Source organism: Endozoicomonas numazuensis, assembly GCF_000722635.1.
In the GTDB taxonomy this organism is placed as follows: Bacteria; Pseudomonadota; Gammaproteobacteria; order Pseudomonadales; family Endozoicomonadaceae; genus Endozoicomonas_A; species Endozoicomonas_A numazuensis.
Genome location: NZ_JOKH01000009.1, coordinates 163,710 through 190,575, shown reverse-complemented (window position 1 = coordinate 190,575; position 26,866 = coordinate 163,710). Strand labels below are relative to the sequence as shown.

Genomic DNA, 26,866 nt, shown 5'->3' with positions numbered 1-26,866 from the left:
TAAAGGACGGTTGACGTTTTCTTTGGAAGCTACGGCTCCTGAATATCTCTTCCGATACTATCACCCTTTGAATTGCTGGAACTGCTCTCTGATATCAGTGGGTCGCTATAACTCCTTTCGTGGTTAGGTATAGTTGAGGATGAGTGGAGCAAAGGGAACACAGCACCTGGTAACTGAGGGAGCAGTGATAGGCTTGGATTGGTGTCCATAAAGGGGTCAATGGTATAGGGCGTTGGTGTATCTCTCTCTGCAGAAAGATCACGAACCGGTGCTCTTCTCAGATTAGTAGCAGATATTGGGTTGACGACAGTTGCAGGGTAGTTGGACGGAATTCGTGAACCCGGTTCTCGGGAGTGGTATCGGCCTGTCGCCTCATCAAGTGCAGTATCTGACATCGATCTGAACAGTCCGGGTGGGCTATCGCTCTCCAGAAAGACCGATGAGCGTTCTGATGGGGTATGCATGCTGGATGAGTGTTCAGATGGGTTATGCTCATTACTGTTTATTCGAGAGAGTGTTGCCAGAGCTTGTTCCCAGGTCATTAGTGGACTGTCAGGGAAGTGTGGCTGACCGTCTGTTATGTCCAGTGTCTGCATCAGATCAATGTTATCTTCCTGAATATCATAAATCCAGGAGAGACCTGTTGCTCTCCAAACATTGTTAGCTCCCTGCACAAACTGACCCATAATCCATAAGCCACCAATGCTTGGACGTTTCTTTGAGACCACGTCGCCCGTTGTCCAGGGGGGAGGAGCAAATTCAGGGAACGGAGACTCATAGATAAAGTCTGTTTCGGTTGAGCCTATAGCCCGGTTAAGAAGGAGTCTAACGTCTCCCTGAGAGGCAACTGCATGCTCCATACCTCTTTCAAGATTTTTCATTATGAAAGTGTAAGCATCATTGCCCAATGCCTGGGTGGAAGCAAAGGCTATGGACTGAGCCAGAGCAGGGTTGGCTGAAAGATAGAGGTCCACATAATCAAGAAATCCTTGAATCAGTCGGTACTGGACAACACCGTCCATGCTGGTATCAATGTCGGTGGGTGAGGCTTTTGGCCGGGTTCTTGATCGGAAGCTTTTTGATCGCTTACGGGTTAAGGGTTTGCTGCCAGCCGGCGTCATATCAATAAGATGCGAGCGGATGGAAGCGATGGCCTGCTTGTTGTCATAGAAAACAATGGTTTCTTTTCCTACGGTGACGCTGAAAAACAGATTAGAGCGAACCAGGTCTCTGGCTATCTGTCCCTGTATTTTCTTCTGTCGTTCAGTCTGTTCTATCGTGGCTTCTCCGGTCATTGCAAAACTGCTTTCCGGGTGTGTCAGCACTCTCAGGTCACCAGAGTGTTGCAAGGTGTTTTGCAGTGATGAACCCAGAGTTTCATCCCTTGGATTAGGCTTGGCTGCAGCAGGTTCAGATGATGTGACAGGTATATCGGAAGAGCAAACCATTACTTTGTCATGTTGCCTTACCAGACAACGAACAGGTACAGGCGAGGTACCGACATCGGTGATAAATACAGTAACACCATTTTGTTCCAGCTGATCATGGTCGCGGTAGCCAACGGTGTCAGCAGCTGAAGAGTGTCTACCGGGCCTGGTCTGGGAGTTTTTAAGCACATCAAGAATTTGATCAAACGTTGCCGTTGGCAGAGTTTTGGCCAGTTGAGTCACTAACAGTCCCGGACGGTCTTCAAAGACGGTGTAGTCAATGAGTTGCTTCAATAACTGTATTTGTGCCAGTTCAAGCTGACGCTTGAAGTCCTGCGAACTTAGGTCCGATTTTTGTTTCTCCACCCAATTAAGATAGTCTTCTCGCATGCGCTTGAGGGTGGTAAACATAATGAGGGTCTGTGCGGGGACTTTAAAGGAAAAAGGGGATTCACGAATAGAAAGATGAATGGCATCGTAGCAGCTGTCGATAAAGGTACTGAGGTCTTTGAGTTCAATGTCGTTTATCAGATAACTTCTTAATGTTCGGTATATATCATGATTCGGCGTAACACCCATCAATAATCTCGCCATCTCATACGTCTGGGGTCTGTTGCGGAAGGTTTTCTGGGCTCCATCAGTGACAACGTGAGTAGCTCCTGACACGGGAGGTGGAGGCGTATCCTGAGGGTGCTCCTGTCTGCGTGCATCTTCTTCGTCTTTCTTCTGTTTTTCAGGCGGTTTAGCTGCATCTGACTTTTTATCCTCTTTGCTATTGCTGGACAGAGGCTGTGTTTTTGATTCGTCCTTATCCGCATCTGATGGTTCCGGAGAGGGTTGTGGCTCGGTTGAAAGGAGGTTGTTCATCTGGTCTGCCAGGTTTCGGGCTTCCATCATTTCCAGGGTTGTGGATAGCAAGGTCTGCAAAGAGGGGAATGTCTCTACCCGGATCTGTTGGGTTTCGGAAAGCGGGTGTTCTGGATCGATGGCAGCAATGGAATAGCCGTCTCTTCCTTCCTGAATGCGTAGATATCTTCTAGTTAAATAATCTATATGGTTTGCGTGTATATTTTCTCGTCTGATCTGCTCCATTTCATCCGGTGTGGGCAGTCTGCCAAACTCTCCAAGATCATCGGCTATCAGAACTGTTATCAAATCGAGAAGTATTCTTCGGTAGCTTCCTGATGCATTGGCTGCCATGAATTGTAATTGCATCAGCTCTGCATCTCTTTCTGCTTTAGTTGGCAAGGTATGAGAATCTGCTTGCTGATTCAGTTGTTCCTGTAGCCAGGGATCTTCGAGCATGGATTGAGTGAGATTGCTGATATGAAGCTGATCATGTATTGAGGTTTCAGCGAGAAAAAAATGAGCGGCTTGACCTTCCTGTTGAGTGTAATAAATATGAAGACTGGCATGGGTGATCAAAGGCTCGTTTGCTTCTTCCGTCTGCTCTTGTTGGTAAAGATTATTCAGCAATGGGGGGAGGATGACTGCAAGGAAATCTGCTATGAGTAACAAGAAGTTTGAACGTGGATTGAGTCCATCCAAGAGCTTGTCAGGCAATTGATAGTGCTGAGTATTGATCAGATGCTTCCATACAGAAGGCTTAATGTTTTTTTGGGTAGGGATGTCATCGGCACTCTTTTTGTGCGATGTAAACGGCTTTGGTCGTTTCGGAAGGGGGGGGAAGTCAGGGCTGACAGGCTTTCGACTCACTCTAAAAGAATTAGTATTCTCGTATAAGTCAGATGGTTGTGACAAAGGGGATGACTTAAAGCAGATCAAACTGTTTTTAGAGACGAAATCCAGAAGCAAAAAAAGGGTTTGACCCAGATAAACCTTTAGAGGAGCGTTGTGATGATCAAGGTAGTGGTCTTGTGAATGAGTAATTAGAGGTCCAGTTTGAGTGCATTGATAGTGCTGGGTTTCAAAAGACCTTTCAAGGAAAGAAGGGGTGGCGAAACACGATGAAACAAAAGGCAGGCAAAACAGAAAAAAGATAAGAGACCGGGTTCCGTATAATCTCATACTGCATTTTGCCATATCTAAATCCGACATTCACCACCTAACCTGACATTTTCCTGAAGTCTGCTATTTATCAGATAAGCAAATATCAGGAAACCGTCTTATGCCTCCTGTTCAGTACCGCACTCAGGTCATGGATCACCTCGGCTTAGTCGCAGGAATGTGCAAAGAGCTTGGGATCGTCGAACACATTGACCAGCGTGCCCCAAAGCAGTCCGACGAGTGGAAGGTTTCTCATGGTGAGTGCATTCTCGCCATGATTCTCAATGGCTTGGGGTTCGTTGGGCAATCTCTCCATATGTTTCCGCAGTTTTTCGACAACAAACCCCTCGACAAGCTGATCAGGGAGGGAGTCGAACCTGAGCACTTAAACGACAAAGTGCTCGGAAGAGCACTGGATGAGATGTTCAACCTGGATGTCAGTAAAGTCTATTTCGAGCTGGCTATCAAGGTAGCAAAGAGCCTCAAGCTGCCATGCGAGGCGTTAAACCTTGACGGTACAAGCCTACACGTCGATGGTCGTTATAATAGCGACAGCGAGGAGAGCGACGAAGACCTTAATTGCATCAGGATTTGCAAAGGCTACAGCCGTGACCATCGGCCAGACCTGAACCAGGCCATTTTGCTTCTGATGACCGAAAACAAAGCGGGCATTCCCATGTTTATGGCCGCTGCCAGCGGCAATGTGACCGACAAGACGAGTTTTCAGTGGGTCGTATCCCAGCACCTGAAGAGTTTCAAGGCCGCACTGGAAGCCCGTTACTTCGTTGCTGATGCTGCGTTGTATGTAGCAGAAACGCTTCAAAAACTGGATCAACAAGGGCAGTGGTTCATTTCCCGTGTTCCCCTCAATATCGCCGCCGCCAAAGAGCTGGTGCAGAGTGCGCCAACACGCACTATGAAGGCTGTGGAAGGTTTTGAGCATTACGAAGCCATAAAGGTGTCGTCTGATTATGCTGGCGTAGAACAACGCTGGGTTTTATTCCGCAACAAGCAAAGCCGGAAAACTGAACAGAAGACACTGACAAGACGTATGCAGAAAAAATCTCTGGCAGAGTGCAAGAAACTGGAAAAACTGGGCAAAAAAGCGTTCCGGTGCGAGAAGGACGCCCTTGAAGCCTTCAAGCAGTGGCAAAAGCAATCTGAACTCTGTCAGGCTGAGCCACAGATTATTTCAAAGCCCTGTTACAAGACCAAAGGTCGTCCCGCTCACGGGGCAGAGCCGGATCATCTGGAGTACTTCGTGACAGGGTGTTGCTCGGTCACTGTGCAAACCCGACGGGATGCTGAGGCATCGCTGGGTTGCTTTGTTCTCGCTACGAACGACACTGATACAGGCAGACTGACCACCGCAGAACTGCTCAGGACTTACAAATCTCAGCAACAGGTTGAAAGGGGCTTCCGTTTTCTGAAAAGCCCGGACTTTCTGGTGTCGTCTTTGTATCTGAAGAAGCCGGAACGCATTGAGGCTTTATTAATGGTGATGACGCTTTGCCTGATGGTCTATGCTGCTATCCAGCACCGGATTCGTCATGAGCTGAAAAGGCAAAGTCGGACGTTTCCTGACATGAAGAAAAAGCCAGCCCAGAACCCTACAGGCAGGTGGGTTTTCTTCTGTTTTTCGGGTGTCCATGTGTTAACGGTCAACGGGACGGAGAAACATGTAATCGGTCTCTCGGAGAGTATGACGACAATAGTCCTTGTCTTGGGGTCAACGTACCAAGAAATTTATTCCTAATTCGGGGTGGTGAATGTCGGCTAAATATAAGAATTCATTAATATAGCAGTGCTTTCAAAGCTTTCCTTTTTTCCTGTAGAAGAGGTGTGAGCTTTATGTACTAAATGGCGGGAAGAGAGGGCTTGCAGAAACTGCACCCCCATAGAAGTGCAGTCCTGTAAGTATGAATCAAGCGTCGTTCATATACTGGCTAGGGTCAATATAGATCCCCAGCGAGCGCTTATCAATACGCTTTTCTTTACCCTGTTCTTTGTAGCGGAAGACGACAGTATCGCCCTTGCTGACATCAAGAGTCTTGTCAGCTGAGAGGTACTTGAATTCATCGCCAGATACAGTCAGTGTATGAATGTAATAATCGGGCATACCCAACCAGTCACTGTGTGGGCCTTCGGTGCTGATGTTCTCAAGCACACCGCGACCTTCCAGCTTTGGCTTGCGCTTTTGGAAGCTTCTTTGCATGGCAGTATTTGGATTACCGAGGAGTCAAAAAGAGTTTTTCGAAAGGTGAGCGCTTTAACTCATGTTGTCCACTATAGGAAGACGGGCGCCTCCTGTCCATAGTGATAGAATGAAAATGTCGCATTTTGAGTGAAAATCAGTCATTCAATGGGTTAAACCGGTTTCTTTCGCTGAGTCTGAAGTCTGAATGCAAGTCACTGAGGCGAGTTTTCCTGAAAATGTCGTTTGGGAAATCGTTTAATGGAGTGTCGGCTCATTTTTTCGGGAGCTTGAATTTTGCCATGCAATTATCGGCATAGAGCGGTTCAATGTGCATCTATGGCTTTTTGCAGGCTGATCGCTTGTGACGCTGTCGCCAGTGATGAATAACGTTCCAGCGCCAGTAAAGTCTGATTAGCAGGTAGCCTACAAGTCCCCCTATAACACCCGTAATCAATGACCCCAGATAGAGGGGTTTCCATATCCTTGCCAGTTCAACGCCGACACCGTGGACAGTCAGCTCGAAGGACGTTTCGCTGACGGGCACATCCAGAATATGGCACCCTACCTTGTAGGTGAAATAGAAGATGGCTGGCATGGTAACGGGATTGGTAATCCAGACCAGAGCTACGGATAACGGCAGGTTGCAGCGAAATATAACCGCCAGTACAGCAGCCACCACCATTTGAAATGGTATGGGGATGAACGCACAGAATACGCCCACAAAAAAAGCGCTGGCTGCTGAACGTCGATTCAAGTGCCATAGGTTGGCATCATGAATGGCACTGCCCAGAAACCGCAGGTGACGGTTGCCCTTGATGGTTCCCGGATCCGGCAGGTAGCGTTGTATTAGTTTCCTCGCCATGTCCCTTAACTGTACTCTTTTCTGATCTGAGACTGATTTCAGTCTGCAGTTTGGAGAAGTCGCTTTACCAGCAATGAGCCCGATGTAAGGGTTCATGTCCGCAAAAAGGGTCTTCTCCGGTTGTTTTGATCAGGCAGTCTTGTGGCACTTATTATAAAACGCTGCCAGTTTCCCATTGCTGCCAGACAGCATGTTTTGTTCATGGCTACGTGAGAACAGTGTAGATTGTAATTCTCATTTCACAAATCACCCAGCCTGTCACAGATGCCCAGACTGGTAACGGCTTGAACAGAGTCAGTTGTTAACTGAACATCAAATCAGCAACACCTGTCAGCATAATCCCATCTTGATGACTATGCTGTGAATCGGTCCTGAGTGTCAGGCTCAGATGAGTCTGGTTTATTTCGCTCGACATTATGCACTTATTAAATGAAACACACTATCCATCTTCCCACAGGGTACTGTAGCTATTTGCTAGGGGTAGTGCTGACTGTGCTGCTTCCGGTAATACCAGGCGAAATGTCTATCAGGGTTATCGGCGTTTTGGGTGTGCTGTTGATCATGACAGGGTTGTTGCCGCTCATAATAAAGGCTGGGGCTTGCCAAGTCACTCTATCAGATGCATTAAAACGGTTGGGTCGTTCTTCGGGGCTGTTTACCCGATGTGGTGAGCACCTGACTGTGTTCGGTAAAGGTCATGGTCAGTGTCGTTTTTCCCTGGTCATCCTGTTCTATCTGGGGCTGGGTGTGACTGGAATCTTTACAGGACTTTTACATGCTGAAGGGCTGCAGAAGAGTTGGATCGATAAAGTCTTTGAAAGCAGAACGCTTTCTGTCACGGGGTTTGTTACTGACCTTCCTGGTTATCAGCATGGGATTACTCGCTTTGATTTCAAAGTAAAAACGATGCAGGGAGAGGCCTCTGAGCATCTTAATAAGATTCGATTGAGTTGGTATCAGGCACCTGACATTAAGGAGGGGGAGCTTTGGCAATTGCAGGTCCGTATCAAACACCCTCAAGGGAATCGAAGCCCGGGTGCGTTCGACAAAGAAGCGTGGGCTGCACGGGAGCAAATACAAGCCATTGGTTATGTCAAAACCGGCGAAAAAATAGCAGGAGCTGAAGGGGTTAGCTATTTAAGGAACCGCCTTCGGGGCTCGGTGCGGCAATGGCTGTATGATCATTGCAGCGAGGACTCTGCCGGCTTGTTATCGGCTCTGTTAATCGGTGATAAGTCAGGCATTTCGTCTCAGCAATGGCAATGGCTGAACCAGTCAGGCACTACTCATCTTATGGTTATTTCGGGTCTGCATATAGGTCTTATGGCTGCATTGGGTTATTGGTTGTTGATGCTCCTGGGGCGCTACGGGTTTATGCCCCTGAGATTGATCACGCTCCCTCGATATGCGGCAGGGTTTGGTTTACTGCTTGCTCTGGGTTATGCCTTTCTGGCAGGTTTTACTGTACCTGTACAAAGAGCACTGGTGATGACCGGTTTGGCATTATCAGGACCTTTTTTAGGGTTTAGAGCAAGACCTCTGACACTGTTTTTGCTGGCTATTTGCGTGGTGCTTACCATTGAACCTTTGGCCATTACTGGAGCCGGATTCTGGTACTCCTTTTCGGCTGTTGGTATTTTGCTTTATGGTTGTTGTGGCCGGGTTTTCATGAAAGCCGGAGACGAGCTTTGGGTAGGCAAGGTGCAAAGGCTCTGGTTCAGACCGCAGTGGCTGGTTTTTTTGATGTTGTCTCCGATGTTGCTATTCAATCAGCAGTCGGTCTCCCTGTTCTCCCCACTGATTAACCTCGTAGCTATTCCACTGATGGGGTTGCTGGTTGTGCCTGCTGCATTTCTCGCCCTGGTGTTGCAGCCTTTATACAGTCCCGCTTCGGAAGGACTTCTGTATTTACTGGATGGTGCTTTCAGGCTATGGAACCTGCTGTTAGCTTCGGTAGCATCCGTTCCTGTTTATTTGCCTGTGGTCAGCATAGGGCTGATGCAGCTGCTTCTGGTTGCCTTGGCGGTACTGGTTCTGGCTGCACCCGGAGCGCTGGGGTTGAGAGCACTTGTCCCTTTTTTGATATTGCCCCTGTTTTTCCCGGTTAACCTTGGTCCTGAGGAGGGAGAAGTAAAAGTATCGGTACTGGATGTTGGTCAAGGGATTTCAGTTCTTTTAACAACGCGTAAAAATACCTTGTTGTATGATACCGGAATGGCTTCGAGAGGCCGTTTCAACTCTGCCAACAGCGTCATTGTGCCCTATCTGAACCGGTCAGGTGTTCATCATGTGGATCGTGTCATGATTTCTCATGGGGACAATGATCATTCAGGTGGGCTTGAAGTGATTCATCAACATTACCCCGATACCGAAGTATTGACAGGTTCTGGTATCTCAGGGTTTGAAGGACATCTGAGCCCCTGTCTTCCAGGTATGCAATGGGAGTGGGATGGTGTTGAGTTTGCTGTGTTATCCGGTAGCCGGTATGCCGTTTCTGACAATGAGCGCTCTTGTGTGTTGAGGGTCTCTGCAGGTGATCAGTCGCTACTCTTGACTGGTGATATTGGGAAAAAAACGGAAACGTATTTACTCAATCAGTTCGAAAACCTTAAGGCTGATTACCTTCTTTTACCTCATCATGGCAGCCGGTTTTCTGGCTCTGAACGCTTTCTGGCACAGGTTAATCCTTCGCAGGTGCTTGTTTCGACCGGGTATCGAAACCCGTTTGGACATCCTGCTAAAGAAACGGTGGGTCGTGTTGAGCAGATGGGGGCCAGTCTTTATAACACGGCAGCATTGGGGACACTCAGCTTTAAAATGGGTACAGCCATTACTCGTGTGGAAAGCTATAAAAAACAAAAGGCACGATATTGGTGGCGCTGACTTGTGATTAAAAGCTCATTATTTATACCTGTCCTTCTTTTTTTTGTATTGTTGTCAGCAATATTGCGGTTGATACGCATGTGCTCGTGGTCTTAACCCAGTGCTCATGATAGAGTCTTTTTATTAAACAGCCTTAGAAACTTGGAAGGGAATGTGCTGTGTTCGAGTTGGTGAAATCCGGTGGTTGGCTGATGCTGCCAATCCTGCTTAGTTCTGTTATTGCCATGGCGATTATTTTTGAGCGTCTCTGGACACTCAGGCCGTCACGTATTGCTCCCAGAAATACCTTGTCTCAGGTCTGGAAGTGGATCAAAAATAATGATCTGGATAGCAAGAAAGTCAGTGGTCTGAGAGAGGGCTCCCCTCTGGGTGAAATCCTTGCAGCTGGTATCAGTAATGCCCGCTATGGCCGCGATATTATGAAAGAAAGTATTGAGGAGCAGGCCGGCAGAGTGATTCATGAGCTGGAACGTTATCTCAATACTCTGGGAACCGTTGCTGCAATTGCTCCCTTGATGGGGTTGTTGGGTACGGTCATCGGTATGATCGATGTCTTCACGGTTATTATGCTGGAAGGTACGGGTAATGCCGGAGTTCTTGCAGGCGGTATCTCCAAGGCGCTCATTACTACTGCAGCGGGTCTGACTGTTGCGATCCCGACTCTGATCTTTCACCGTTACTTTACCCGTCGTGTGGATGAGCTGGTAGTGACCATGGAGCAAGAAGCCACCAAGCTGGTGGAAGTGCTTCAGGGAGAGCGAAAGCTGAAAGACCGCGAGGGTAAGTGATGAAGTTTCGTCGCCAGTCCCGGGAAGAGGTCTCGCTGAACCTGACGCCGCTGATTGATGTGGTCTTTCTATTGCTGATCTTCTTTATGGTTTCCACTACCTTTACCAAGGAAACCCAGCTGGCCATTGATTTACCAGAAGCCAGTGGTGAGCAGCGAGAGTCAGTAGAGAAAACTCAGGTAGAAATTACCATCAGTCGGGAAGGTGATTTTGCGGTGAATGGCAAGTCTCTGGTGAACAGTAGCCTGGATACTTTGAAGAATGCTTTGGCAAAAGTCAGTGAGGGAGACTCGGCTCTTCCCCTGATTATCACGGCAGATGCCAAGACGCCTTATCAATCTGTAGTGACCGCCATGGACGCTGCCGGTCAGCTGGGCTTTGCAAATCTCAGTATGACCACCCGAAAACCTGTAGAATCAGAACAGTAATGGTAAGCTAGCTTATTGGCTACTTATTTTTAAGAAAAGCGCAGCCTGTTTGGCTGCGTTTGACATTTTATTACTGACAGAGTGATTTATCCCTCATGGAAAGCAAGGAATCTCGTCGTTGGCAGGCAGTCTTCAGCGACTCGGTTCTCAACTCATGGTATGGCAGCGGGTTCTGGACCCGTATTCTGCTCCCTTTATCCTTTCTGTATACTCGCATTGCCCGACACCGCCGGATGAAGCTGGAGCGTTCTGAGCGCTGGCAGTCTTCAGTGCCGGTTATTATTGTTGGCAACATTACGGTTGGGGGGACAGGCAAGACCCCTTTTGTTGCCAGCCTGGTAGCGCGACTGCAGCACCAGGGGTTTAGTCCGGGTATTGCCAGTCGAGGGTTTGGGGCAGGGAAAGGTATTGATGTGCCTGCAGAGGTCTTTCCTGACTCGGATCCGGCACTGGTGGGTGATGAACCCGTAATGTTGGCTCAACAGTTGAATATCCCTATTATGGTGGATCCCGATCGGGTTTCTGCAGCTCAGACACTGATCGAACAGAAAGGCTGTGATCTCGTGATCGCTGATGATGGCCTTCAGCATTATAATCTGGATCGCCACATCGAGTTAGTGGTGATTGATGGCCAGAGAATGCTGGGTAATGGTTTGATTCTGCCAGCTGGCCCTTTAAGGGAGTCTCCTGAAAGGCTCAGGGAAGCGGATCAGGTACTCATTAATGGTGAGCCTTCAAGGCCTCTGAGTTGCGACTGCGACGCTGTGAGCTTTTTTCTCGAGCCAGATGGGCTCAAGCCTGTTATCAGGCAAAATGAGGCCCAGCCTCCTGCCCCTGGAAAAGTACATGCCGTGGCAGGTATAGGTAATCCGGAGCGCTTTTTCAAAACGCTGGAAGGGCTTGGTTATGAGGTCATTCCTCACCCTTTTCCTGATCATTACCTGTTTGGAAAAGAGGATTTTCAGTTTCGGGATGATCTACCCGTTATCATGACGGCCAAGGATGCAGTAAAATGCTCTGCTTTCGCAGAATCCCGTTTCTGGTTTCTGCCGGTTCAGGCCAGAGTGCCTGAACCGGTATTTGAACGAATTCTGAAACTGATTGAAACTAAAGGGCCGCAGAGTCGGTCAGATAAGGATACCCATGGACAAGAAGCTGTTTGAGATTCTGGCCTGTCCCCACTGTAAGGGCGATCTGAAGTTCGATAAGTCAGCGGCTGAGCTGATCTGTCGTCCCTGTGGTATGGCCTATCCAATTCGTGATGGTATTCCTGTCATGCTGGAAAACGAAGCCCGCACCCTGACGGTCGATGAGCGACTGGAGGGTGGCGAGGCGGCACCTTCTCAAGAGGATACTTCTGCCTGATGAGTGCTTCCACTGCCCCGTTTACTGTAGTGATACCTGCTCGATTCAACTCCAGCCGTTTACCCGGCAAGCCTTTGGCTGATATTTGTGGCAAGCCCATGATTCAGCATGTCTATGAGCGAGCCTGTGAAAGTCGGGCGACTCGCGTCATTATTGCTACAGATAATGAACGTATCATCAAAGTGGCTGAAAGTTTTGGTGCTGAGGCTTGTATGACCCTGGCGGGTCATCCTTCCGGAACGGATCGCCTTCAGGAAGTTACGCGTCTGCATGAGATGAGTGACAACGAAGTTATTGTTAATGTTCAGGGTGATGAGCCGCTGATCCCGGCCAAAGTGATTGATCAGGTTGCCGGTAATCTGATACAGGCAACATCGGCAGGGGCGGCAACACTCTCTGAGCCTGTTCGCAATCGAGAAGATTTGTTTAATCCTAATGTGGTGAAGGTGGTGACTGATCGTGAAGGCTTTGCCTTGTACTTCAGTCGTGCTCCCATGCCCTGGGCCAGAAATGAGTTTTCCAATAGTGGGGACTCTCTGCCAGCAGTGGATATTTTCAGGCGTCACATTGGAATTTATGCCTATCGTGTCAGTCTGCTTAATCAATATGTGCAATGGGAGCAAAGCCCTGTTGAATCTATAGAGTCGCTTGAGCAGTTAAGACTGCTCTGGAACGGGCATCGTATTCATGTGGCTGATGCCATGGAAGCGCCTCCACATGGGGTTGATACGGAAGAGGATCTCAACGCTGTCAGGGCTCTCATGAAAAGCAGGCTGGCTGATATTTCCTGAGTGCCTGTTAAGCAAGGGTAAAAAAGGATGATGAAAGTACTCTTTGTCTGTCTGGGGAATATTTGTCGCTCTCCCACCGCTCATGGTGTTTTTGCACATCAAGTGGAAAAGGCTGGTTTATCAGGTCAGATTAAGGTGGATTCAGCAGGTACCAGCGGCTGGCATAATGGGGCAGAACCAGATGGGCGATCCATCAAGGAAGCTGCTCGTCTGGGTTATGATTTGTCTTTTATTCGTTCCCGACAGGTCTGTGCTTCAGATTTCAAAGAATTTGATTATGTGTTGGCAATGGATGAGAGTAATCTCAGTGATCTGTTGGCTATGTGTCCGCCAGAGTACAGCCATAAAGTTCAGCTTTTCCTGTCATTCAGTGATGCTCCTGAGAGTGAAGTACCCGATCCCTACTATGGGGGAGCACAAGGTTTTTCAGATGTGCTCTCCCTGGTTGAACGGGGTGGGCAGTCACTGTTGGAGCGCATTCAAAAATCATGCTCAGAGTGAATCGCGGTAGTTAATGAGAATTCTTGAAAATTATTCCCTCGAGGCCCTGAACACTTTTGGTTTCAGGGTCAATGCCCGCTATTTTGCAGAAGCAAGTTCAGTTGAAGATCTTCGTGAGGCCGTTCATTTTGCCTGTCAAAAGAATCTTCCTGTTGTTCCGTTAGGGGGGGGAAGTAATCTGATACTGAGTGGTGATCAGGAGGCCCTGTTTGTCCACGTTAATATCTGCGACAAAGAGGTTGTATCCAGAGGTGATGAGCTTGTTCGTGTAACAGCTGGAGCCGGTGAGAACTGGCATGAGTTTGTCCGCTGGACTTTGGGTGAGCGGGCATTTGGTCTTGAGAACCTTTCCCTGATCCCGGGTAATGTCGGGGCTGCACCGATTCAGAATATTGGTGCTTATGGGGTTGAGATCAAGGACTTCTTGCATAGTCTCGACGCGTTGGATATGAAGTCGGGAGAACTGAAAACTTTCTCTCTCGCAGATTGTCAGTTTGGCTATCGTGATTCAATCTTCAAACATTCAGCCCGTGACCGTTTTATTATCACCTTTGTTGAGTTTGCTCTGGATGCCAAATTATCCCCAAGGCTTGCATATGGTCGATTGCAGGAGGAAGTAGAGCAGCGCTCTGAAGGAAGTCCTGATGCTTTTGTGATCAGTGAAGCTGTTTGTGATATTCGCATGGAAAAACTGCCAGACCCTCGGGTGCTGGGTAATGCCGGGAGTTTTTTTAAAAACCCGGTGGTAGGCGAAAGCCTGTTAAAGAAACTGCAGGCTGATTATCCTGATATTGTGGCTTTTCCCTTTGAGGGTCGATGGAAGCTGGCGGCAGGCTGGTTGATTGATCGGGCAGGTCTTAAAGGTTTTCGTCAGGGTGCTGTTGGCACATTTAATAATCAGGCCCTGGTATTGGTTAATCATGGGGGTGCTGTACCTGAAGATTTATTGGGGCTTGCTCAATATATTCAGGATGTAGTCCGTGACCGGTTTGGTGTCGAGCTGGAAATGGAGCCCAGGGTCTACTGACTTCCTTTTCCTTCTTCTAATGATGGCGGAGTGCCAGTTTTTTGGCATTTCGTTTCCCTTCTGATTGTAAAGAAAAACCCCGTTTACAGGCTGTCTACTCTTAAGAAAGTACGAGATGTTTCCTGTTCGATGAAAGCCTGTAATGCAGTAAGGCTTGTACTGTAAAACGGAGTTTTCATGCGCAGTTCCTTGTTTTCCTCGCTCATGACTATTTTGTCATACCTGTCATCAGGTCTTTTTACTGCAGCTGTATCTGCTGAAGAGTGGCTTTCTGTTCCTTCTGAACCGAGTGTTCAAATTAAAAGTGAAGGGCACTCTGAAGCGGCTTCCAGTCAACAGTTGATCAGTTGGATGTCAACGGCTTCTCAGCATGGTATTGATATTCCCCAAAGTCAGTGGCTGCAATTAGCTACTGACCCTTCTGAGCAAAATGTTCGAAAAGTGGCTTCTGAGTTTGCTGCCTATCTGGACACCGGGCGCTTGGACAGGAGGGTTTATCAGCCTGGTTGGAAGATTGCAGACAGTCCTGCGTTACCTGTTCTGCAGGAGCACATGGATTCAAATTCGCTGGATCTCATAGAGCCCAAGCTGCCTCAATACGGGTTGTTCAAAAAAACGCTGCAACGATTTTATAACCGGCTAGAGACGTCGGGTGATCACTTTCCGGTTGATATGGTTCTGGAAGAGGGGGATCGTCATCCTTCGATATTAATTCTAAATCAATGGTTGATTGATCTGGATCTGGCTGATCGTTTACCAGCAGGGCAATACAGTCGATCGCATATGTCGGTGATCAAAAAACTGCAGAAACAGTATCGAATTCGCTCCGATGGTTTTTTTGGTCAACGCACTCGCCAGGCGTTGGTTGCCTTGACGCTGGAAAGGATCAAAGTGTTAAAGGTTAATATGGAGCGAATGCGGTGGATGCCCAGATCACTGCCTTACCCTCATGTATTAGTTGATATAGCTGGCTTTAATGTTGCCTGGGTAACAAGTGAAGGAAGGCAGAAAAATTATCGGGCTATTGTAGGGAAGCCCTCCAAACAAACACCGGTTTTTCAGGAGAGTATAGAAAGTATCACTGTAAATCCTTTTTGGCGGGTGCCCAGCTCTATATCGTCGACCTCATTACTGCAAAAAGCCAAGAAAGATCCGGGGTTTCTTAAGAAGGAGGGCTTTTCGGTCTATGCCAGCTGGAAAGCAGGCGCAAGAAAGCTCGACCCTGATTCAATCAATTGGAAGAAGTACAGTCGTAGATCGTTTCCGTATCGGCTGGAGCAAAAACCGGGAAAAGTGAATCGTCTGGGAAAATACAAGCTGGACTCCCCTAATGCTTATAGTATCTATTTGCATGACACTGATAAGCCAGAGTTGTTTAAGCGCTCAGTAAGAACCTTCAGTTCCGGGTGTACTCGTGTTGAAAATATTGAGCATTTAATTGGCAATATTTTGAAAAGTCAGGGTATGGGGCATGAGGCAAGATCTTTGGGGTCAACCAGTGAGACGGGTAAATTGAAGCTCAGGAAATCAGTTCCTCTTTACTTTGTTTACTTTACTGCCTGGCCTGACAGTAATGGGCGGATACGCTTTCGACAGGATGTTTACAAGTTGGATGATGCACTGCTAGCCAAGTTGTAAGGGATGTACAGAATCTTCGCTGTAAGTGCTTCGATTTTTTTAGCTATGGGCATTTGAAGTTGGTATCCTGACGGAATTGATTAGAAAATCTCCATAGATTGAACGCTCAGTCTGCTTTGAATGACTGAGTGATCTCGCTGACAAGAGTTTTCGGATGACTGCCAAGACAGCCGCTGTATCTTCTATACCCCAAACCCATCGCCAGGAATTGATTGTAGAGCTGATTCGTCAGCATGGCTTTGTAACGACGGATGAGCTGGTGCAGCACTTTAAAGTGACTCCCCAAACAATCCGTAGAGATCTGAATGAGCTCGATAAACAGAACCTGATCTCACGACATCATGGTGGGGCAGGAATGCCCTCAAGCAGTACCGTTAATACCGCTTATTCTGAGCGGAAAATGAGTCTTAGCAAAGAAAAAGACCAGATCGCTGCTGAGCTGGTCAAAAGAATTCCCGACGGTTCATCACTTTTTATCAACATTGGTACCTCGACAGAAGCGGTAGCCAGAGCTCTGTTGAATCATAAGGCCTTGAGAGTAGTTACCAATAATCTTCATGTGGCTTCAATATTGTTGCAGCGTGAGGACTTTACCGTTGTGATAGCAGGTGGTGAGGTTCGAAATCGCGATGGCGGTATAGTGGGTCAGGCTACCCGGGATTTTATCGAACAGTTTAGAGTCGACTATGCAATTATGGGTATCAGTGGTATCGATATGGATGGCTCTCTCATGGACTTTGATTATCATGAGGTCAGGGTTGCACAGGCAATGATAGGAAATGCCAAGCAGTCACTGCTGGCCGCAGATCATAGTAAATTCGGCCGAAGCGCTATGGTCAGGTTAGGGCATCTTGAACAGATTGATTCATTGTTTACCGATGTTGAACCACCGGAGCTGCTCAAAGAGGTTATGGCAGACTCAGCCATTGAAGTTGTGATTTGTGGCTAGATTCTTGTGAATAAAAAAGGAGAGGTATTGCCTCTCCTTTTTTTTGAGCTCCTGATTTCAGTCTGGAATGAATGAAATCAGGTGGCTTGACCACTGGAAAATAAATGCCCGGTGAATAATCACCGGGCTGATCATTAATTTTCCTGGGATGCAGAAGCCGTGGATGGTTGATCATCCGCAGGCTTGTCTTCGGTGGTCTTTGCGGACTCAGCTGCGGCAGCGGCAGCAGCTTGCTCTTGGCGACGCTTCATTCGAGGGTCGTTATGAGCTCTACTGCGTCTGCGGCGTGATGCAGGTGCTTGCTGGGCGGCTTCCTCATTATTGTTTACATCAACAACATTTGAAGCAGGTTCGGCTGCTGCTTTAGGTTTGGCAGCTTTTGGTGCTTCTTGTTTCTGAGGTGGTGTCGCCGTGGCCGGAGCAGCAGGTGCTTCTTGCTGTACAGGAGCAGCTTCCTTTTTGACCGTCTCTACAGTTGGAGCTGCAGGTTTAGCGGGCTCTTCTGCTTTTTCAGTGACGGGCTCAACACTGGGTTGAACAGGAGTGCTGGGCTGCTGTATAGGTGCGGCTTCTCTATGGCTGCTGGCAGCTACTGCCTTGGCCATTTCAGTCATTCGAGGCGTTGCCGCTTTAGGCGCTTCAGCCGGCTCGCTGATTACCTTTTCCGGTGTGTCTTCAGCCTGAGGCTTCTGACTGGCCGTTGGAGCTGGTTGCTGAGTCACTTCCTCAGTGGGCTTGGTTACAGGAGCTTCCACAACCGCTTCGACCTTTTCAGGTTGGCTGGCTGCTTTTTGTTCAGGCTGTCTGGATACTGCCTTCTCAGTGGGTGCTTCCTGTCGCGCTTTAACTTCTTGCTGAGTTACAGGCTTAGGGCTCTGTTTCTGAGCAGTCTGTTCTGCAGGCGCTTTGGCAGTAGCAGGTTGTGCTGGTGCTTCTGCTTTGCTCTCTTCAGGTTGAGACAGAGAAGGCAGAACAGGTTGCTCCTGCTGGCTACGGTCTCTCTGAGAGGGGCGGTTGTTTCTTCTGCGCTGAGCAGAGCCGGGACGACGACGGCGACGGTTATCTTCTTGCTGCTCAGTAACGGAAGCTGCTTGCTCCTGTTGCTTCGGCTCAGCTACCGGTTCGCGACGCTCTCGTCTTTCCTGCTGTTGGCGGCGAGGGCTGCGCTCTTCCTGTTGGCGAGGACTGCGCTCCTGTCTTTCCTGACGAGGTGTGCTTTCCTTTCTATCGTCCTGTTGTCGAGGGCTATTGCCACGGCGGCGCTCGTTGTTACGAGCCGGCCGATCTTCAGGCTGCTCTTTGCGTTGCTGGGGCTTGTTACGCTGCTGGCGCTGTCCACGATTATCCCGCTGCTGATTGTCGCGGTCTCTTGGCTGGCGTTGCTGGCGTTGCTGGCGTGCAGGCTTGCGCGTTTCTGGCTGAGCAGGCTGTTCTGTCGTTTCTTCGGCTGCAAAGAGGCCGCCAATAGCTTTGACAAAAGACTTCAGCATGCCCTGTTTTTCAGGCTGAGCAGGCGCAGGTTTAGCGGGTGCAACGTTCTTGACGGCAGCTTCCGGACGGGGAGTTGCTTTGGTCTGTGAAACCGGTGCTTCTTCTTCCTGAGGCTCTTCTGTAGTGATGATTTCGTAGCTGCTCTCTGAGCCTTCTACTACGTGATCATCTCTCAGGCGCTGGACGTCGTAGTGAGGTGTTTCCAGGTTTGGATTGGGAACAGCAACAATGCGAACCTTGTGTCGTTTCTCAATCTTGGCGATAGTCTGACGCTTTTCATTCAGCAGGAATGCAGCAACAGTTACCGGTACCTGGGCACGGATCTCTGAAGTTTTATCTTTCAGAGCTTCCTCTTCCATCAGGCGAAGAATGGACAGGGCCAGAGACTCTATGTCACGAATGGTGCCCTGACCTGAACATCTTGGGCAGACAACACCACTGGTTTCACCCAGAGACGGACGCAGGCGCTGACGTGACATTTCCAGCAGACCGAAGCGAGAAATGCGTCCTGTCTGAACGCGCGCGCGATCCATGGATAAAGCCTGACGGATACGGTTTTCGACTTCACGCTGGTTGCGATTGTGGCTCATGTCGATGAAGTCAATCACGATCAGACCGCCGATATCACGGAGTCTGAGCTGACGAGCGATTTCATCGGCCGCTTCCAGGTTGGTGTTCAGGGCTGTTTCTTCAATATCACCACCACGGGTTGCGCGGGCAGAGTTGATATCGATGGAAACCAGTGCTTCAGTCGGGTCGATAACAATAGAGCCGCCTGATGGTAACTTAACTTCACGCTGGAAAGCTGTTTCGATCTGGGATTCAATCTGGAAGCGGTTGAACAGGGGGATGCCATCTTTATACAGCTTGATTTTGTGCTGGTACTGAGGCATGACCTGTTTGATGAAATCCAGAGCTTCGTCAAAAACACTGTTTTTGTCGATCAGCACTTCACTAATGTCCTGACGCAAGTAATCGCGGATAGCCCGGATAATGACGTTGCTTTCCTGATAAATCAGAAGAGGGGCAGGCTTGTGTGCAGCATCTTTAATGGAGCTCCACAGTTGAAGCAGATAATCGAGATCCCACTGCAACTCTTCCTTGGAGCGACCCAGGCCTGCAGTACGAACAATGACGCCCATTTCTGAAGGGATATTGAGATTGCTCAGGATTTCGCGCAATTCTGCACGCTCATCACCCTCGATCCGACGGGAAATACCGCCTGCTCTAGGGTTGTTGGGCATGAGTACGAGATAGCGACCAGCCAGACTGACCAACGTAGTCAGGGCTGCACCTTTATTGCCACGCTCTTCTTTATCTACCTGAACAATGACTTCCTGTCCTTCCTTGATAACGTCCTTTATATTCGGGCGTCCACCATGGTGTGGAGAGGAAAAATATTCACGAGATATTTCCTTCAGAGGAAGGAATCCGTGTCGCTCAGCACCAAAGTCCACAAAGGCGGCTTCCAGGCTGGGTTCAACCCGGGTTATTTTCCCTTTGTAGATGTTGGCTTTTTTCTGTTCACGAGCGCCAGACTCGATGTCCAGGTCGTAAAGACGCTGGCCATCAACCAGCGCAACGCGCAACTCTTCAGACTGAGTTGCGTTGATTAACATTCTCTTCATAGAGTACCGATACATTCAGAGGCTAGCCTCTCAAGCCGGCACTGCCCGTTTTCTTGTCTTCCGGTCCGTCACTGATGCGGAACTGCCGGTTTATAATCTGTGCTATCAGACTTACTTCCCAGTACTTCTTTAACCTGCTTTGTAACGATATAGCATCAAACTGGTGACCAGGCCTTGATTCAGACGGGCCACCTTGGGCGGGGAATTCGGTTCTGCCGGGATCTTTCGGCGCTTATCGATATCTAAAGGCTCGATAAAAAAATAGGCCGATAATAGTGTCTAATTTCCCGGAATTTTCCTCACGCCCGGAATCCGGGGGTGCACAGCTTGACAGAGAGTAGCGCTGTTTATCTTACACGGCAGAGCCGTGATGGTGTTTCAATAGTCCTGAGTGTCATCGGCTTCGGTTCAGGGGGCTTTATGGCTCTTTCATATTTGCCTTTCCCGCTGCCGGCCGCTCTCAGGTTTCGTAAATCGAACTGCCTTTTCGTATATGCACAAGGCAGTGCCACAACTATATCAGTAATCAGTAAGTGCTTCAAATGAGGGAAAGCTGATACTATAGCGCGATGGATAGACATCAGAACGACTCCCGGCAAGCCGGGGAATCCCGCCCAGCGGTAAGAATGATCAATATTGATAGCGAAGATGCCGGGCAGCGGGTCGATAATTATCTAGTGCGGATTCTCAAAGGTGTACCTAAAACACGGGTATACAGAATTATTCGTAAAGGTGAAGTACGTGTAAACAAAAAGCGTGTGACAGCAGATTACCGCCTGCAGGACGGTGATTTGTTAAGAGTTCCACCCGTCAGAGTTGCAGAAAAAACTTCCAGAGCCAGTCCCAGTGCGGCCATCATTCATAAGTTGGAAGGCGCCATTCTGTATGAAGATAAATCTCTGATCATTATCAATAAGCCAGCTGGTATTGCGGTTCATGGTGGCAGTGGTATTTCTTATGGTGTGATTGAAACGTTGCGCAATATTCGTCCGCAAGAGCGGAGTCTGGAATTGGTGCATCGCCTCGATCGCGACACTTCAGGATGCCTGATGATTGCCAAGAAGCGAAGCATGCTTCGTTATCTTCACGCCCAGTTGAAAGAAGGTAAGATCAATAAAATCTATAACGCTCTTGTTTTGGGTCGTTGGCCAAGCAGGAAGGTTTTGGTTAATGCGCCTCTGCTGAAAAATACTCTGCGTTCAGGAGAGAGGGTGGTTACTGTAGATTTGGAAGGAAAGCGTTCAAAAACACTCTATAAAGTTCTTGAACGGTATAGTCATGCCAATGAAACGGCCACACTGGTGGAGGCTAGCCCGGTTACCGGCAGGACTCATCAGATCAGGGTGCATTGTCTCCATGCCGGGTATCCCATTCTCGGGGATGATAAATATACGTCGGATGAAGACAATAGACGGTTCAGGGAGTTTGGTCTGAAAAGACTGTTTCTCCATGCTGCCAGACTGGAGTTGGTGTTGCCTGAAGGTCAGGCGTTAGCGATTGATGCAGCTTTGCCAGAAGATCTTGATGGTGTGCTTGAAACGCTGAGTCATTGAGCGTTTTGTGAAGTTGCTCTTGGTTTTTTTCTCGTGCTATGGGTATTTTACGCGCTATGGGCATTTTACGCGCTATGGGCATTTTACGCGCTATGGGCATTTTACGCGCTATGGGCATTTTACGTGCTATGGGCATTTTACGTGCTATGGGCATTTAAGAAGTAGTGATTTGATTGGGTATGATGGAAAGAAAAGAGTATTCGCTGGTTGTATTTGACTGGGATGGAACCTTGATTGATTCTGTGCCAAATATTGTTACTGCTCTGGCAAAGGCCGCTGAGAGCTTGGGGTTGCCAGTTCTGGCAGATGAGGTTTATAAAGGTATCATCGGTTTGAGTCTGGGGGAGGCTATTACAACGCTTTACCCTGATCTGGATGAAGACCGTCTGGTCGCTTATCGTGAGGCCTATCGGGATTTTCATCTTGAGCTTGAACAGCAGCCTTCACGGCCTTATCCCGGTGTTACTCAGGGGTTGGAGTTTTTGAAAAATACCGGAATTAAAATGGCAGTGGCGACCGGTAAAAGAAGAGCGGGTCTTAATCGTTCAATGACTGCTAATGACTATCAGTCCTTTTTTGAAGCGAGCCGAACGGCGGATGATGCGCACTCAAAGCCTCATCCAATGATGCTTGAACAGTTGCTGGATGAGTTTCATGTTACTGCTGACCAGACTTTGATGGTTGGAGATTCCGGGTTTGACCTGGCTATGGCTGCTAATGCAGGGATAGACAGTGTGGGAGTGACGTATGGTGCTCAAAATAAAAGCAATCTGAAAGAGTATCAGCCGGTACACACTGTGGATTCCTTTGATGAGTTAATTGATTGGTTGGGCAGACACTGACTGTCAGAAATGAAAAACGTTATTTTGTTCTCTTGTCGGGCTCGATGGGGACAGAAAGGCTTGTTGAAAATAACAGGAGTGAGTTGAGTGAGAAGTTCATGGAATGAGAGTGATGACTATGAACAGTCTGATGATAGGGAAGGGCGTGCCTGGACGCTGGTTGAAGGTCTGGCTCAGGGGGCGTTGAAAGAGCAGCGTCGTGCGCGTCGCTGGGGGATATTCTTCAAGCTGCTGACTTTTACCTGGTTATTTGTCTCCATTGGCGTCATCTACAACACCATGCAGGTAGATACCGTGAATGCACCCACCAGTGCTTCTCATACTGCACTGGTTGAACTGGATGGTGTTATTGGTACAGATGATGTGAATGCAGACACTGTTGTCACGGGGTTGCGTGCGGCTTTTGAAGATAAGGGAACAAAAGGCGTTATCCTTCGTATTAACAGTCCGGGTGGCAGCCCTGTTCAGTCGGGTTATATTTACGACGAAATCAGGCGCCTTAAAGATCTTTATCCAGAGATTCCTCTCTATGCGGTTGTCATGGATATTGGAGCATCAGGTGGTTACTACGTGGCGGCTGCGGCGGATAAAATATACGCAGATAAGGCCAGTCTGGTAGGTTCAATCGGGGTGATTTCTTCAGGCTTTGGATTTGTTGAGGCCATGAAAAAACTCGGTGTGAGTCGTCGTACATACACTGCAGGTGAGTTTAAAGCGTTTAATGATCCTTTTCAGCCTCAGGATGCGGCAGCTACAGAGCGCTGGCAGCAATCTCTGGATACGATTCATAATCAATTTATCAATGTCGTAAAACAGGGGCGTGGCGATCGTCTGGTAGATGATAAGGATATCTTTTCCGGAATGGTCTGGACTGGCGAGCAGGCTGTAAAGCTGGGTTTGCTGGATGGGCTGGGTAGTGCAGGCTATGTTGCCCGTGAAGTGATTGGCGAAGAAGAAATTGTCGACTTTTCACTCCGTTTGACACCCTTTGAGCGTTTTGCTCGGGACTTTGGTGCGGGCGTTGCCTCCACCGCCGTTAAAGTGCTTGGGTTGAATTCATTGTCCCTTCAGTAGCCATGCAGTAGCCATGGTTAACGCTCCGAATAGGTAGTTTGAGGCTATTCGGAGCCGCTCTGAGCTTTTTCATTGTTTTACTTGGCTTAGGACCCAAAATAACTTCCTTATTCAAATCTGCTCAAAATCCGTTCGGGCTGAGCTTGTCGAAGCCCAATGCCATAACCCTTCGACAAGCTCAGGGCGAACGGAATCCGGGTGAAAATCGGGAAGTTATTTTGGGGTAAATCCTTAGCCGAAGTGTATAATTCTTCCAGAAGCAAAAAAGGTCAGCATAGTCGCTGACCTTTTTTGCTTCTGGGCTGGCTGAAATCAGAAGTAGTAGCGGGCCTGCAGAGATAAAGTGTTATCTGCGTCCTTTTTACCTATTTCGTTCTTGCTGTCGTTTTTGGCGTATTCAACAGCGAACTGCATAGGTCCGGTCTCGTAAATAGCACCGACCATGGCTTCCTTAAAGGTGGCTTCAGTCTGGTCTGCTTCTGCCTTGCTGTCGTCTTTCAGGTCGTTGTATCCGGCTTCTACTGAAAAGCCCTGCAATACGTTGTTAAGAGCCAGTCTGCCATACAGCTCAAGACCGTTAGATTTGGCGTTCAGCTTGTCTCCCAGTTCTGTTTTGTTGTGAAACTCGCCATACACGGCTGCCAGATAAAGGCCTTCATTCTCATACTTCAGACCGGCGGTTGCAGACTTCGACTTATCCTGGCCAGCGTATTTGGCAATGTCTTCATACTGCGTTTCGTTATAGGTTGCGCCCACGGACAGACCCATGGGTAATTCATAGCTCAAAGCAATGCCGTAGCCGTGATCACGCTGTACGTTATCGTCGGTAAGGTTGTTCGTATCGTTTTGGGTTGCCGGGTCACTTTGCAGCTGGTACTGCAAACCGATGTTTAAGCCACCAAAGCTGTTGCGATACTGGAGTGCGTCATCAGCGCGGGCGGTGCCATCGTAATCACCGCCATTTCGGCCTTCGTATACTCCCATTGCGTTACCCCCAAGAATGGCATAACTGTCAGTCCAGCCAGAAACGTCGTAAGTGACGCTCCAGTTCTTACCGGCAATGAAAGAGCCGTAGTCATCGTGACTAAGTCCGACAAAGCCCAAACGGTTGGAAATAAAGTCTTTCTTTTCACCGTCTGATTCGTACTCGTCAACAGTACGAATACGCCATTCCATCACCCCCTGTCCTGTCCAGCCACTGGCGAACTTGTGAGCATATTCAAAGTTAATTCGGTTGCAGTCGTTGTTCAGTTCTTCATCATGGTCTTTGTTCTGGACATAAAAGCCAATTTTTCCGCCAATGCTTAAACTGTCAGTACCATCATCGTATACCTCAAGTGCCATTGCTGGACCTGCCACGGTAGCGGCTACTGCTACGGCCAGTATTTTCTTATGCACGATTTAGACTCTCACTCATGTGTATAGTTTTAGTGTTGCGGTTTGAATTTTTATTTAATTAAAAGGGTTAAATCAATAGTGGATTTTGTTTGGTTTTCTTTAAATAAAGGATTTTTGATTGTTTTTTATGATGATTAACTGTTTTTGTTTATTGTTCTTTAAAGTGCTATTTAAGTCGGTAGCTTTATTAATTTTTAAGCATTTTTTTTTGCACAATTGATTGATTGTTTCGCTTAAAGTTATTTCTGATTTTAAGGCTTGTAAGTCTTGCTGTGTGTGGCTTTTTGGTGTGTTGGTTGATTGGTTTTTTGTGCAGTAAATAGTGAGGTGAATAGTGAGGTGAATAGTGAGGTGAGAAGTTGGTTTAAGTCTTTTTTGAGGACGCTTGGTTGTTAAGTTTTTATGGCTTTTTCAGAAATTGTTAGGCTTTTTCTATGTGTGTTATTTAATGATATTGAGATTATTTATTATACTCATAAGTGTTGTGTATGGGTTGTTTTCTCTGATTTTATTTTCTATTTTTAATCCCTGTCTTTACCTTTTGTATAGATAACTATACAAAATCTATATATTTCAATTCTGGTATTTTTCGAACTTTAAATCTATTTGTTTCCCTTAATCATAGCTTTTGTTTTTTTATTTCTTGATGTCAAAGTATTGGAAGTCAGGTTGGGGAATTGTGTGGGGGGAGCTATGAAAATATTTATTCTATTTATAAAAAGACCGGCGTGATTACCGGTCTTTTTATTGCTTTGGTGGGTTTAGAAGTAGTAACGAGCCTGCAGGGATAGCGTGTTGTCAGCTTCTTTCTTGCCATCCATGTTTTTGCTGTCATCTTTAGCGTATTCGACGGCAAACTGCATTGGGCCGGTCTCATAAATGGCACCCATCATGGTTTCCTTGAAGGTAGCCTTGGTTTGGTCGGCGGTTGTCTTGCTGTCGTCTTTTAGCTCGTTGTAACCTGCCTGCAGAGAGAAGCCTTGCAGGATATTATCCATGGCCAGTCGACCGTATAATTCAACGCCTTTGGATTTTGCGTTCAGCTTGTCACCCAGTTCGGTTTTATTTCTGAATTCGCCGTACATGGCGGCCAGGTATAGGTTTTCGTTCTCGAACTTAAGGCCGGCGGTAGTGGACTTGGATTTGTCCTGGCCTGCATACTGGGTTGTTTCTTCGTATCGGGTCTCAGAGTAAGTTGCACCCACAGAGAGTCCTATGGCCAGATCATAGCTGGCAGAGAGGCCATAACCAGAGTCACGTCTTGCGTCGGTGACTGAATGATCCTGCATCTGATATTGAACGCCAACGTTCAGGCCGCCAAAGCTATTGCGATATTGGATGGTATCATCGGCTCGGGCAGAACCATCGAAGTCGCCGCCATTACGGCCTTCGTAAATACCCATGGCATTACCGCCGCCGATTGCGTACATGTCGGTCCAGCCCGAAACGTCGTATGTCACACTCCAGTTTTTACCTGCTGTAAATGCACCGATCTCATCATGATTCAGGCCAACGTACCCCAGGCGGTTAAAGAAAGTATCTTTCTTTTCAGAGCCAATGACTTTACCGACTGAATTTTTTATATCAGTGTATTCGTCTTTGGCGCGAAATCCCCATTCAGCGACACCGACACCCGTCCATCCGCTTTCAAATTTATGAGCAAACTTGAAGTTAATACGAGCGCTGTCGTTATTTAATGTGTTGTCGCCATCTTTGCTCTTGGCGACGACTCCAATACGACCACCGATGCTCAGGCTGTTAGTACCATCATCAAAAACGTCCAATGCCATTGCTGGACCTGCCACTGCTGTGGCTACGGCTACGGCCAGAATCTTCTTGTACACGATTTCTATATCCCAACTGACTGTGTGTTAAATGTTGAGCCGAGATTGTTATGTAATTGGTGCCAGGGGGTCACGTTGAAAGCTCCAATGACAAGATCGAAATCGTGAATGTGTTAAGTGGTGAGGAGGGGGGGGAGGGGAGGGGGGTAAAGTGCTTATCGGTCAGTTCAATG

At 48.0% G+C, this 26,866-nt stretch carries 20 protein-coding genes; 14 read left to right on the top strand and 6 right to left on the bottom strand.

The features are described from left to right. Positions 1-29: 29 nt before the first annotated feature. Positions 30-2,990, bottom strand: coding sequence for a hypothetical protein (locus tag GZ78_RS24965; protein WP_152558937.1), 2,961 nt, complete (start codon positions 2,988-2,990; stop codon positions 30-32). Positions 2,991-3,555: 565 nt separating this feature from the next. Between GZ78_RS24965 and GZ78_RS24960 the strand changes: the two genes are divergently transcribed. Continuing rightward, a complete protein-coding gene (locus GZ78_RS24960) occupies positions 3,556-5,190 on the top strand; it encodes an IS1634 family transposase (RefSeq protein ID WP_034840661.1) in 1,635 nt (544 codons plus the stop codon). A gap of 168 nt (positions 5,191-5,358) precedes the next feature. Here the strand turns inward: GZ78_RS24960 and GZ78_RS24955 are convergent, their stop codons facing one another. Continuing rightward, positions 5,359-5,649 (bottom strand): hypothetical protein, encoded by a 291-nt coding sequence (locus GZ78_RS24955; protein WP_034842466.1) that lies wholly within the window; start codon positions 5,647-5,649, stop codon positions 5,359-5,361. A gap of 316 nt (positions 5,650-5,965) precedes the next feature. Continuing rightward, positions 5,966-6,493: a DUF2062 domain-containing protein gene (locus tag GZ78_RS24950; RefSeq protein ID WP_034842567.1), complete on the bottom strand. Its 528-nt coding sequence runs from the start codon at positions 6,491-6,493 to the stop codon at positions 5,966-5,968. 519 nt (positions 6,494-7,012) lie between these two features. On the opposite strand from GZ78_RS24950, the gene GZ78_RS24945 reads away from it, so the two are divergent. The 10 genes from GZ78_RS24945 (at position 7,013) to GZ78_RS24900 (ending at position 16,863) form a co-directional block, all read left to right on the top strand. Beyond that, a complete protein-coding gene (locus GZ78_RS24945) occupies positions 7,013-9,376 on the top strand; it encodes a DNA internalization-related competence protein ComEC/Rec2 (protein ID WP_161787488.1) in 2,364 nt (787 codons plus the stop codon). A gap of 158 nt (positions 9,377-9,534) precedes the next feature. Further along, complete coding sequence (locus tag GZ78_RS24940) at positions 9,535-10,164, top strand: MotA/TolQ/ExbB proton channel family protein (RefSeq protein WP_034842464.1); 630 nt, start codon at positions 9,535-9,537, stop codon at positions 10,162-10,164. Beyond that, the gene (locus tag GZ78_RS24935; RefSeq protein WP_034842461.1) at positions 10,164-10,592 is read left to right on the top strand and encodes an ExbD/TolR family protein; all 429 of its coding nucleotides are present in this window, start codon (positions 10,164-10,166) and stop codon (positions 10,590-10,592) included. The genes GZ78_RS24940 and GZ78_RS24935 overlap by 1 nt, the downstream gene beginning before the upstream one ends. Positions 10,593-10,687: 95 nt before the next feature. Next, complete coding sequence (lpxK, locus tag GZ78_RS24930) at positions 10,688-11,755, top strand: tetraacyldisaccharide 4'-kinase (protein WP_081870029.1); 1,068 nt, start codon at positions 10,688-10,690, stop codon at positions 11,753-11,755. Then, on the top strand, positions 11,736-11,957 hold the full coding sequence (locus GZ78_RS24925) for a Trm112 family protein (protein WP_034842458.1): 222 nt from the start codon (positions 11,736-11,738) through the stop codon (positions 11,955-11,957). The genes lpxK and GZ78_RS24925 overlap by 20 nt, the downstream gene beginning before the upstream one ends. Continuing rightward, complete coding sequence (kdsB, locus tag GZ78_RS24920; protein ID WP_034842455.1) at positions 11,957-12,748, top strand: 3-deoxy-manno-octulosonate cytidylyltransferase; 792 nt, start codon at positions 11,957-11,959, stop codon at positions 12,746-12,748. Before GZ78_RS24925 ends, kdsB begins: the two co-directional genes overlap by 1 nt. A gap of 27 nt (positions 12,749-12,775) precedes the next feature. Continuing rightward, positions 12,776-13,249 carry a low molecular weight protein-tyrosine-phosphatase gene (locus GZ78_RS24915; protein ID WP_034842447.1) on the top strand — a complete coding sequence of 158 codons (474 nt, stop codon included), beginning with the start codon at positions 12,776-12,778 and terminating at the stop codon, positions 13,247-13,249. Positions 13,250-13,262: 13 nt separating this feature from the next. Then, positions 13,263-14,276: a UDP-N-acetylmuramate dehydrogenase gene (murB, locus tag GZ78_RS24910; RefSeq protein WP_034842445.1), complete on the top strand. Its 1,014-nt coding sequence runs from the start codon at positions 13,263-13,265 to the stop codon at positions 14,274-14,276. Positions 14,277-14,453: 177 nt separating this feature from the next. After that, positions 14,454-15,914, top strand: coding sequence for a L,D-transpeptidase family protein (locus tag GZ78_RS27885; RefSeq protein ID WP_081870028.1), 1,461 nt, complete (start codon positions 14,454-14,456; stop codon positions 15,912-15,914). 184 nt (positions 15,915-16,098) lie between these two features. Beyond that, positions 16,099-16,863 (top strand): DeoR/GlpR family transcriptional regulator, encoded by a 765-nt coding sequence (locus GZ78_RS24900; RefSeq protein ID WP_034842559.1) that lies wholly within the window; start codon positions 16,099-16,101, stop codon positions 16,861-16,863. Positions 16,864-16,997: 134 nt separating this feature from the next. Here GZ78_RS24900 and rne read toward each other — a convergent pair whose 3' ends face one another. After that, positions 16,998-19,982: a ribonuclease E gene (rne, locus tag GZ78_RS24895; RefSeq protein ID WP_152558935.1), complete on the bottom strand. Its 2,985-nt coding sequence runs from the start codon at positions 19,980-19,982 to the stop codon at positions 16,998-17,000. A 569-nt stretch (positions 19,983-20,551) separates the two neighbouring features. Between rne and rluC the strand changes: the two genes are divergently transcribed. From rluC to GZ78_RS24880, 3 genes are all read left to right on the top strand, one after another. Then, entirely contained in the window at positions 20,552-21,535 is a 984-nt protein-coding gene (gene rluC, locus GZ78_RS24890) for a 23S rRNA pseudouridine(955/2504/2580) synthase RluC (RefSeq protein WP_034842433.1), read from the top strand. A gap of 179 nt (positions 21,536-21,714) precedes the next feature. Continuing rightward, positions 21,715-22,377 carry an HAD family hydrolase gene (locus GZ78_RS24885; protein WP_201772796.1) on the top strand — a complete coding sequence of 221 codons (663 nt, stop codon included), beginning with the start codon at positions 21,715-21,717 and terminating at the stop codon, positions 22,375-22,377. 87 nt (positions 22,378-22,464) lie between these two features. Then, on the top strand, positions 22,465-23,451 hold the full coding sequence (locus GZ78_RS24880; RefSeq protein WP_051786523.1) for a S49 family peptidase: 987 nt from the start codon (positions 22,465-22,467) through the stop codon (positions 23,449-23,451). A gap of 312 nt (positions 23,452-23,763) precedes the next feature. Here GZ78_RS24880 and GZ78_RS27880 read toward each other — a convergent pair whose 3' ends face one another. Both GZ78_RS27880 and GZ78_RS24870 read right to left on the bottom strand, forming a co-directional pair. Beyond that, on the bottom strand, positions 23,764-24,849 hold the full coding sequence (locus GZ78_RS27880; RefSeq protein ID WP_152558934.1) for a porin: 1,086 nt from the start codon (positions 24,847-24,849) through the stop codon (positions 23,764-23,766). Positions 24,850-25,610: 761 nt separating this feature from the next. Beyond that, a complete protein-coding gene (locus GZ78_RS24870; RefSeq protein ID WP_034842427.1) occupies positions 25,611-26,693 on the bottom strand; it encodes a porin in 1,083 nt (360 codons plus the stop codon). Between the last annotated feature and the right edge of the window lie 173 nt (positions 26,694-26,866).

Excerpts from the sequence above, each read along its gene's own strand:
- GZ78_RS24960 (WP_034840661.1), top strand. The coding sequence starts at position 3,556 with ATGCCTCCTGTTCAGTACCGCACTCAGGTCATGGATCACCTCGGCTTA.
- GZ78_RS24955 (WP_034842466.1), bottom strand. The coding sequence starts at position 5,649 with ATGCAAAGAAGCTTCCAAAAGCGCAAGCCAAAGCTGGAAGGTCGCGGT.
- GZ78_RS24950 (WP_034842567.1), bottom strand. The coding sequence starts at position 6,493 with ATGGCGAGGAAACTAATACAACGCTACCTGCCGGATCCGGGAACCATC.
- GZ78_RS24945 (WP_161787488.1), top strand. The coding sequence starts at position 7,013 with ATGTCTATCAGGGTTATCGGCGTTTTGGGTGTGCTGTTGATCATGACA.
- GZ78_RS24935 (WP_034842461.1), top strand. The coding sequence starts at position 10,164 with ATGAAGTTTCGTCGCCAGTCCCGGGAAGAGGTCTCGCTGAACCTGACG.
- lpxK (WP_081870029.1), top strand. The coding sequence starts at position 10,688 with ATGGAAAGCAAGGAATCTCGTCGTTGGCAGGCAGTCTTCAGCGACTCG.
- GZ78_RS24925 (WP_034842458.1), top strand. The coding sequence starts at position 11,736 with ATGGACAAGAAGCTGTTTGAGATTCTGGCCTGTCCCCACTGTAAGGGC.
- kdsB (WP_034842455.1), top strand. The coding sequence starts at position 11,957 with ATGAGTGCTTCCACTGCCCCGTTTACTGTAGTGATACCTGCTCGATTC.
- GZ78_RS24915 (WP_034842447.1), top strand. The coding sequence starts at position 12,776 with ATGATGAAAGTACTCTTTGTCTGTCTGGGGAATATTTGTCGCTCTCCC.
- murB (WP_034842445.1), top strand. The coding sequence starts at position 13,263 with ATGAGAATTCTTGAAAATTATTCCCTCGAGGCCCTGAACACTTTTGGT.
- GZ78_RS27885 (WP_081870028.1), top strand. The coding sequence starts at position 14,454 with ATGCGCAGTTCCTTGTTTTCCTCGCTCATGACTATTTTGTCATACCTG.
- rne (WP_152558935.1), bottom strand. The coding sequence starts at position 19,982 with ATGAAGAGAATGTTAATCAACGCAACTCAGTCTGAAGAGTTGCGCGTT.
- rluC (WP_034842433.1), top strand. The coding sequence starts at position 20,552 with ATGGATAGACATCAGAACGACTCCCGGCAAGCCGGGGAATCCCGCCCA.
- GZ78_RS24885 (WP_201772796.1), top strand. The coding sequence starts at position 21,715 with ATGATGGAAAGAAAAGAGTATTCGCTGGTTGTATTTGACTGGGATGGA.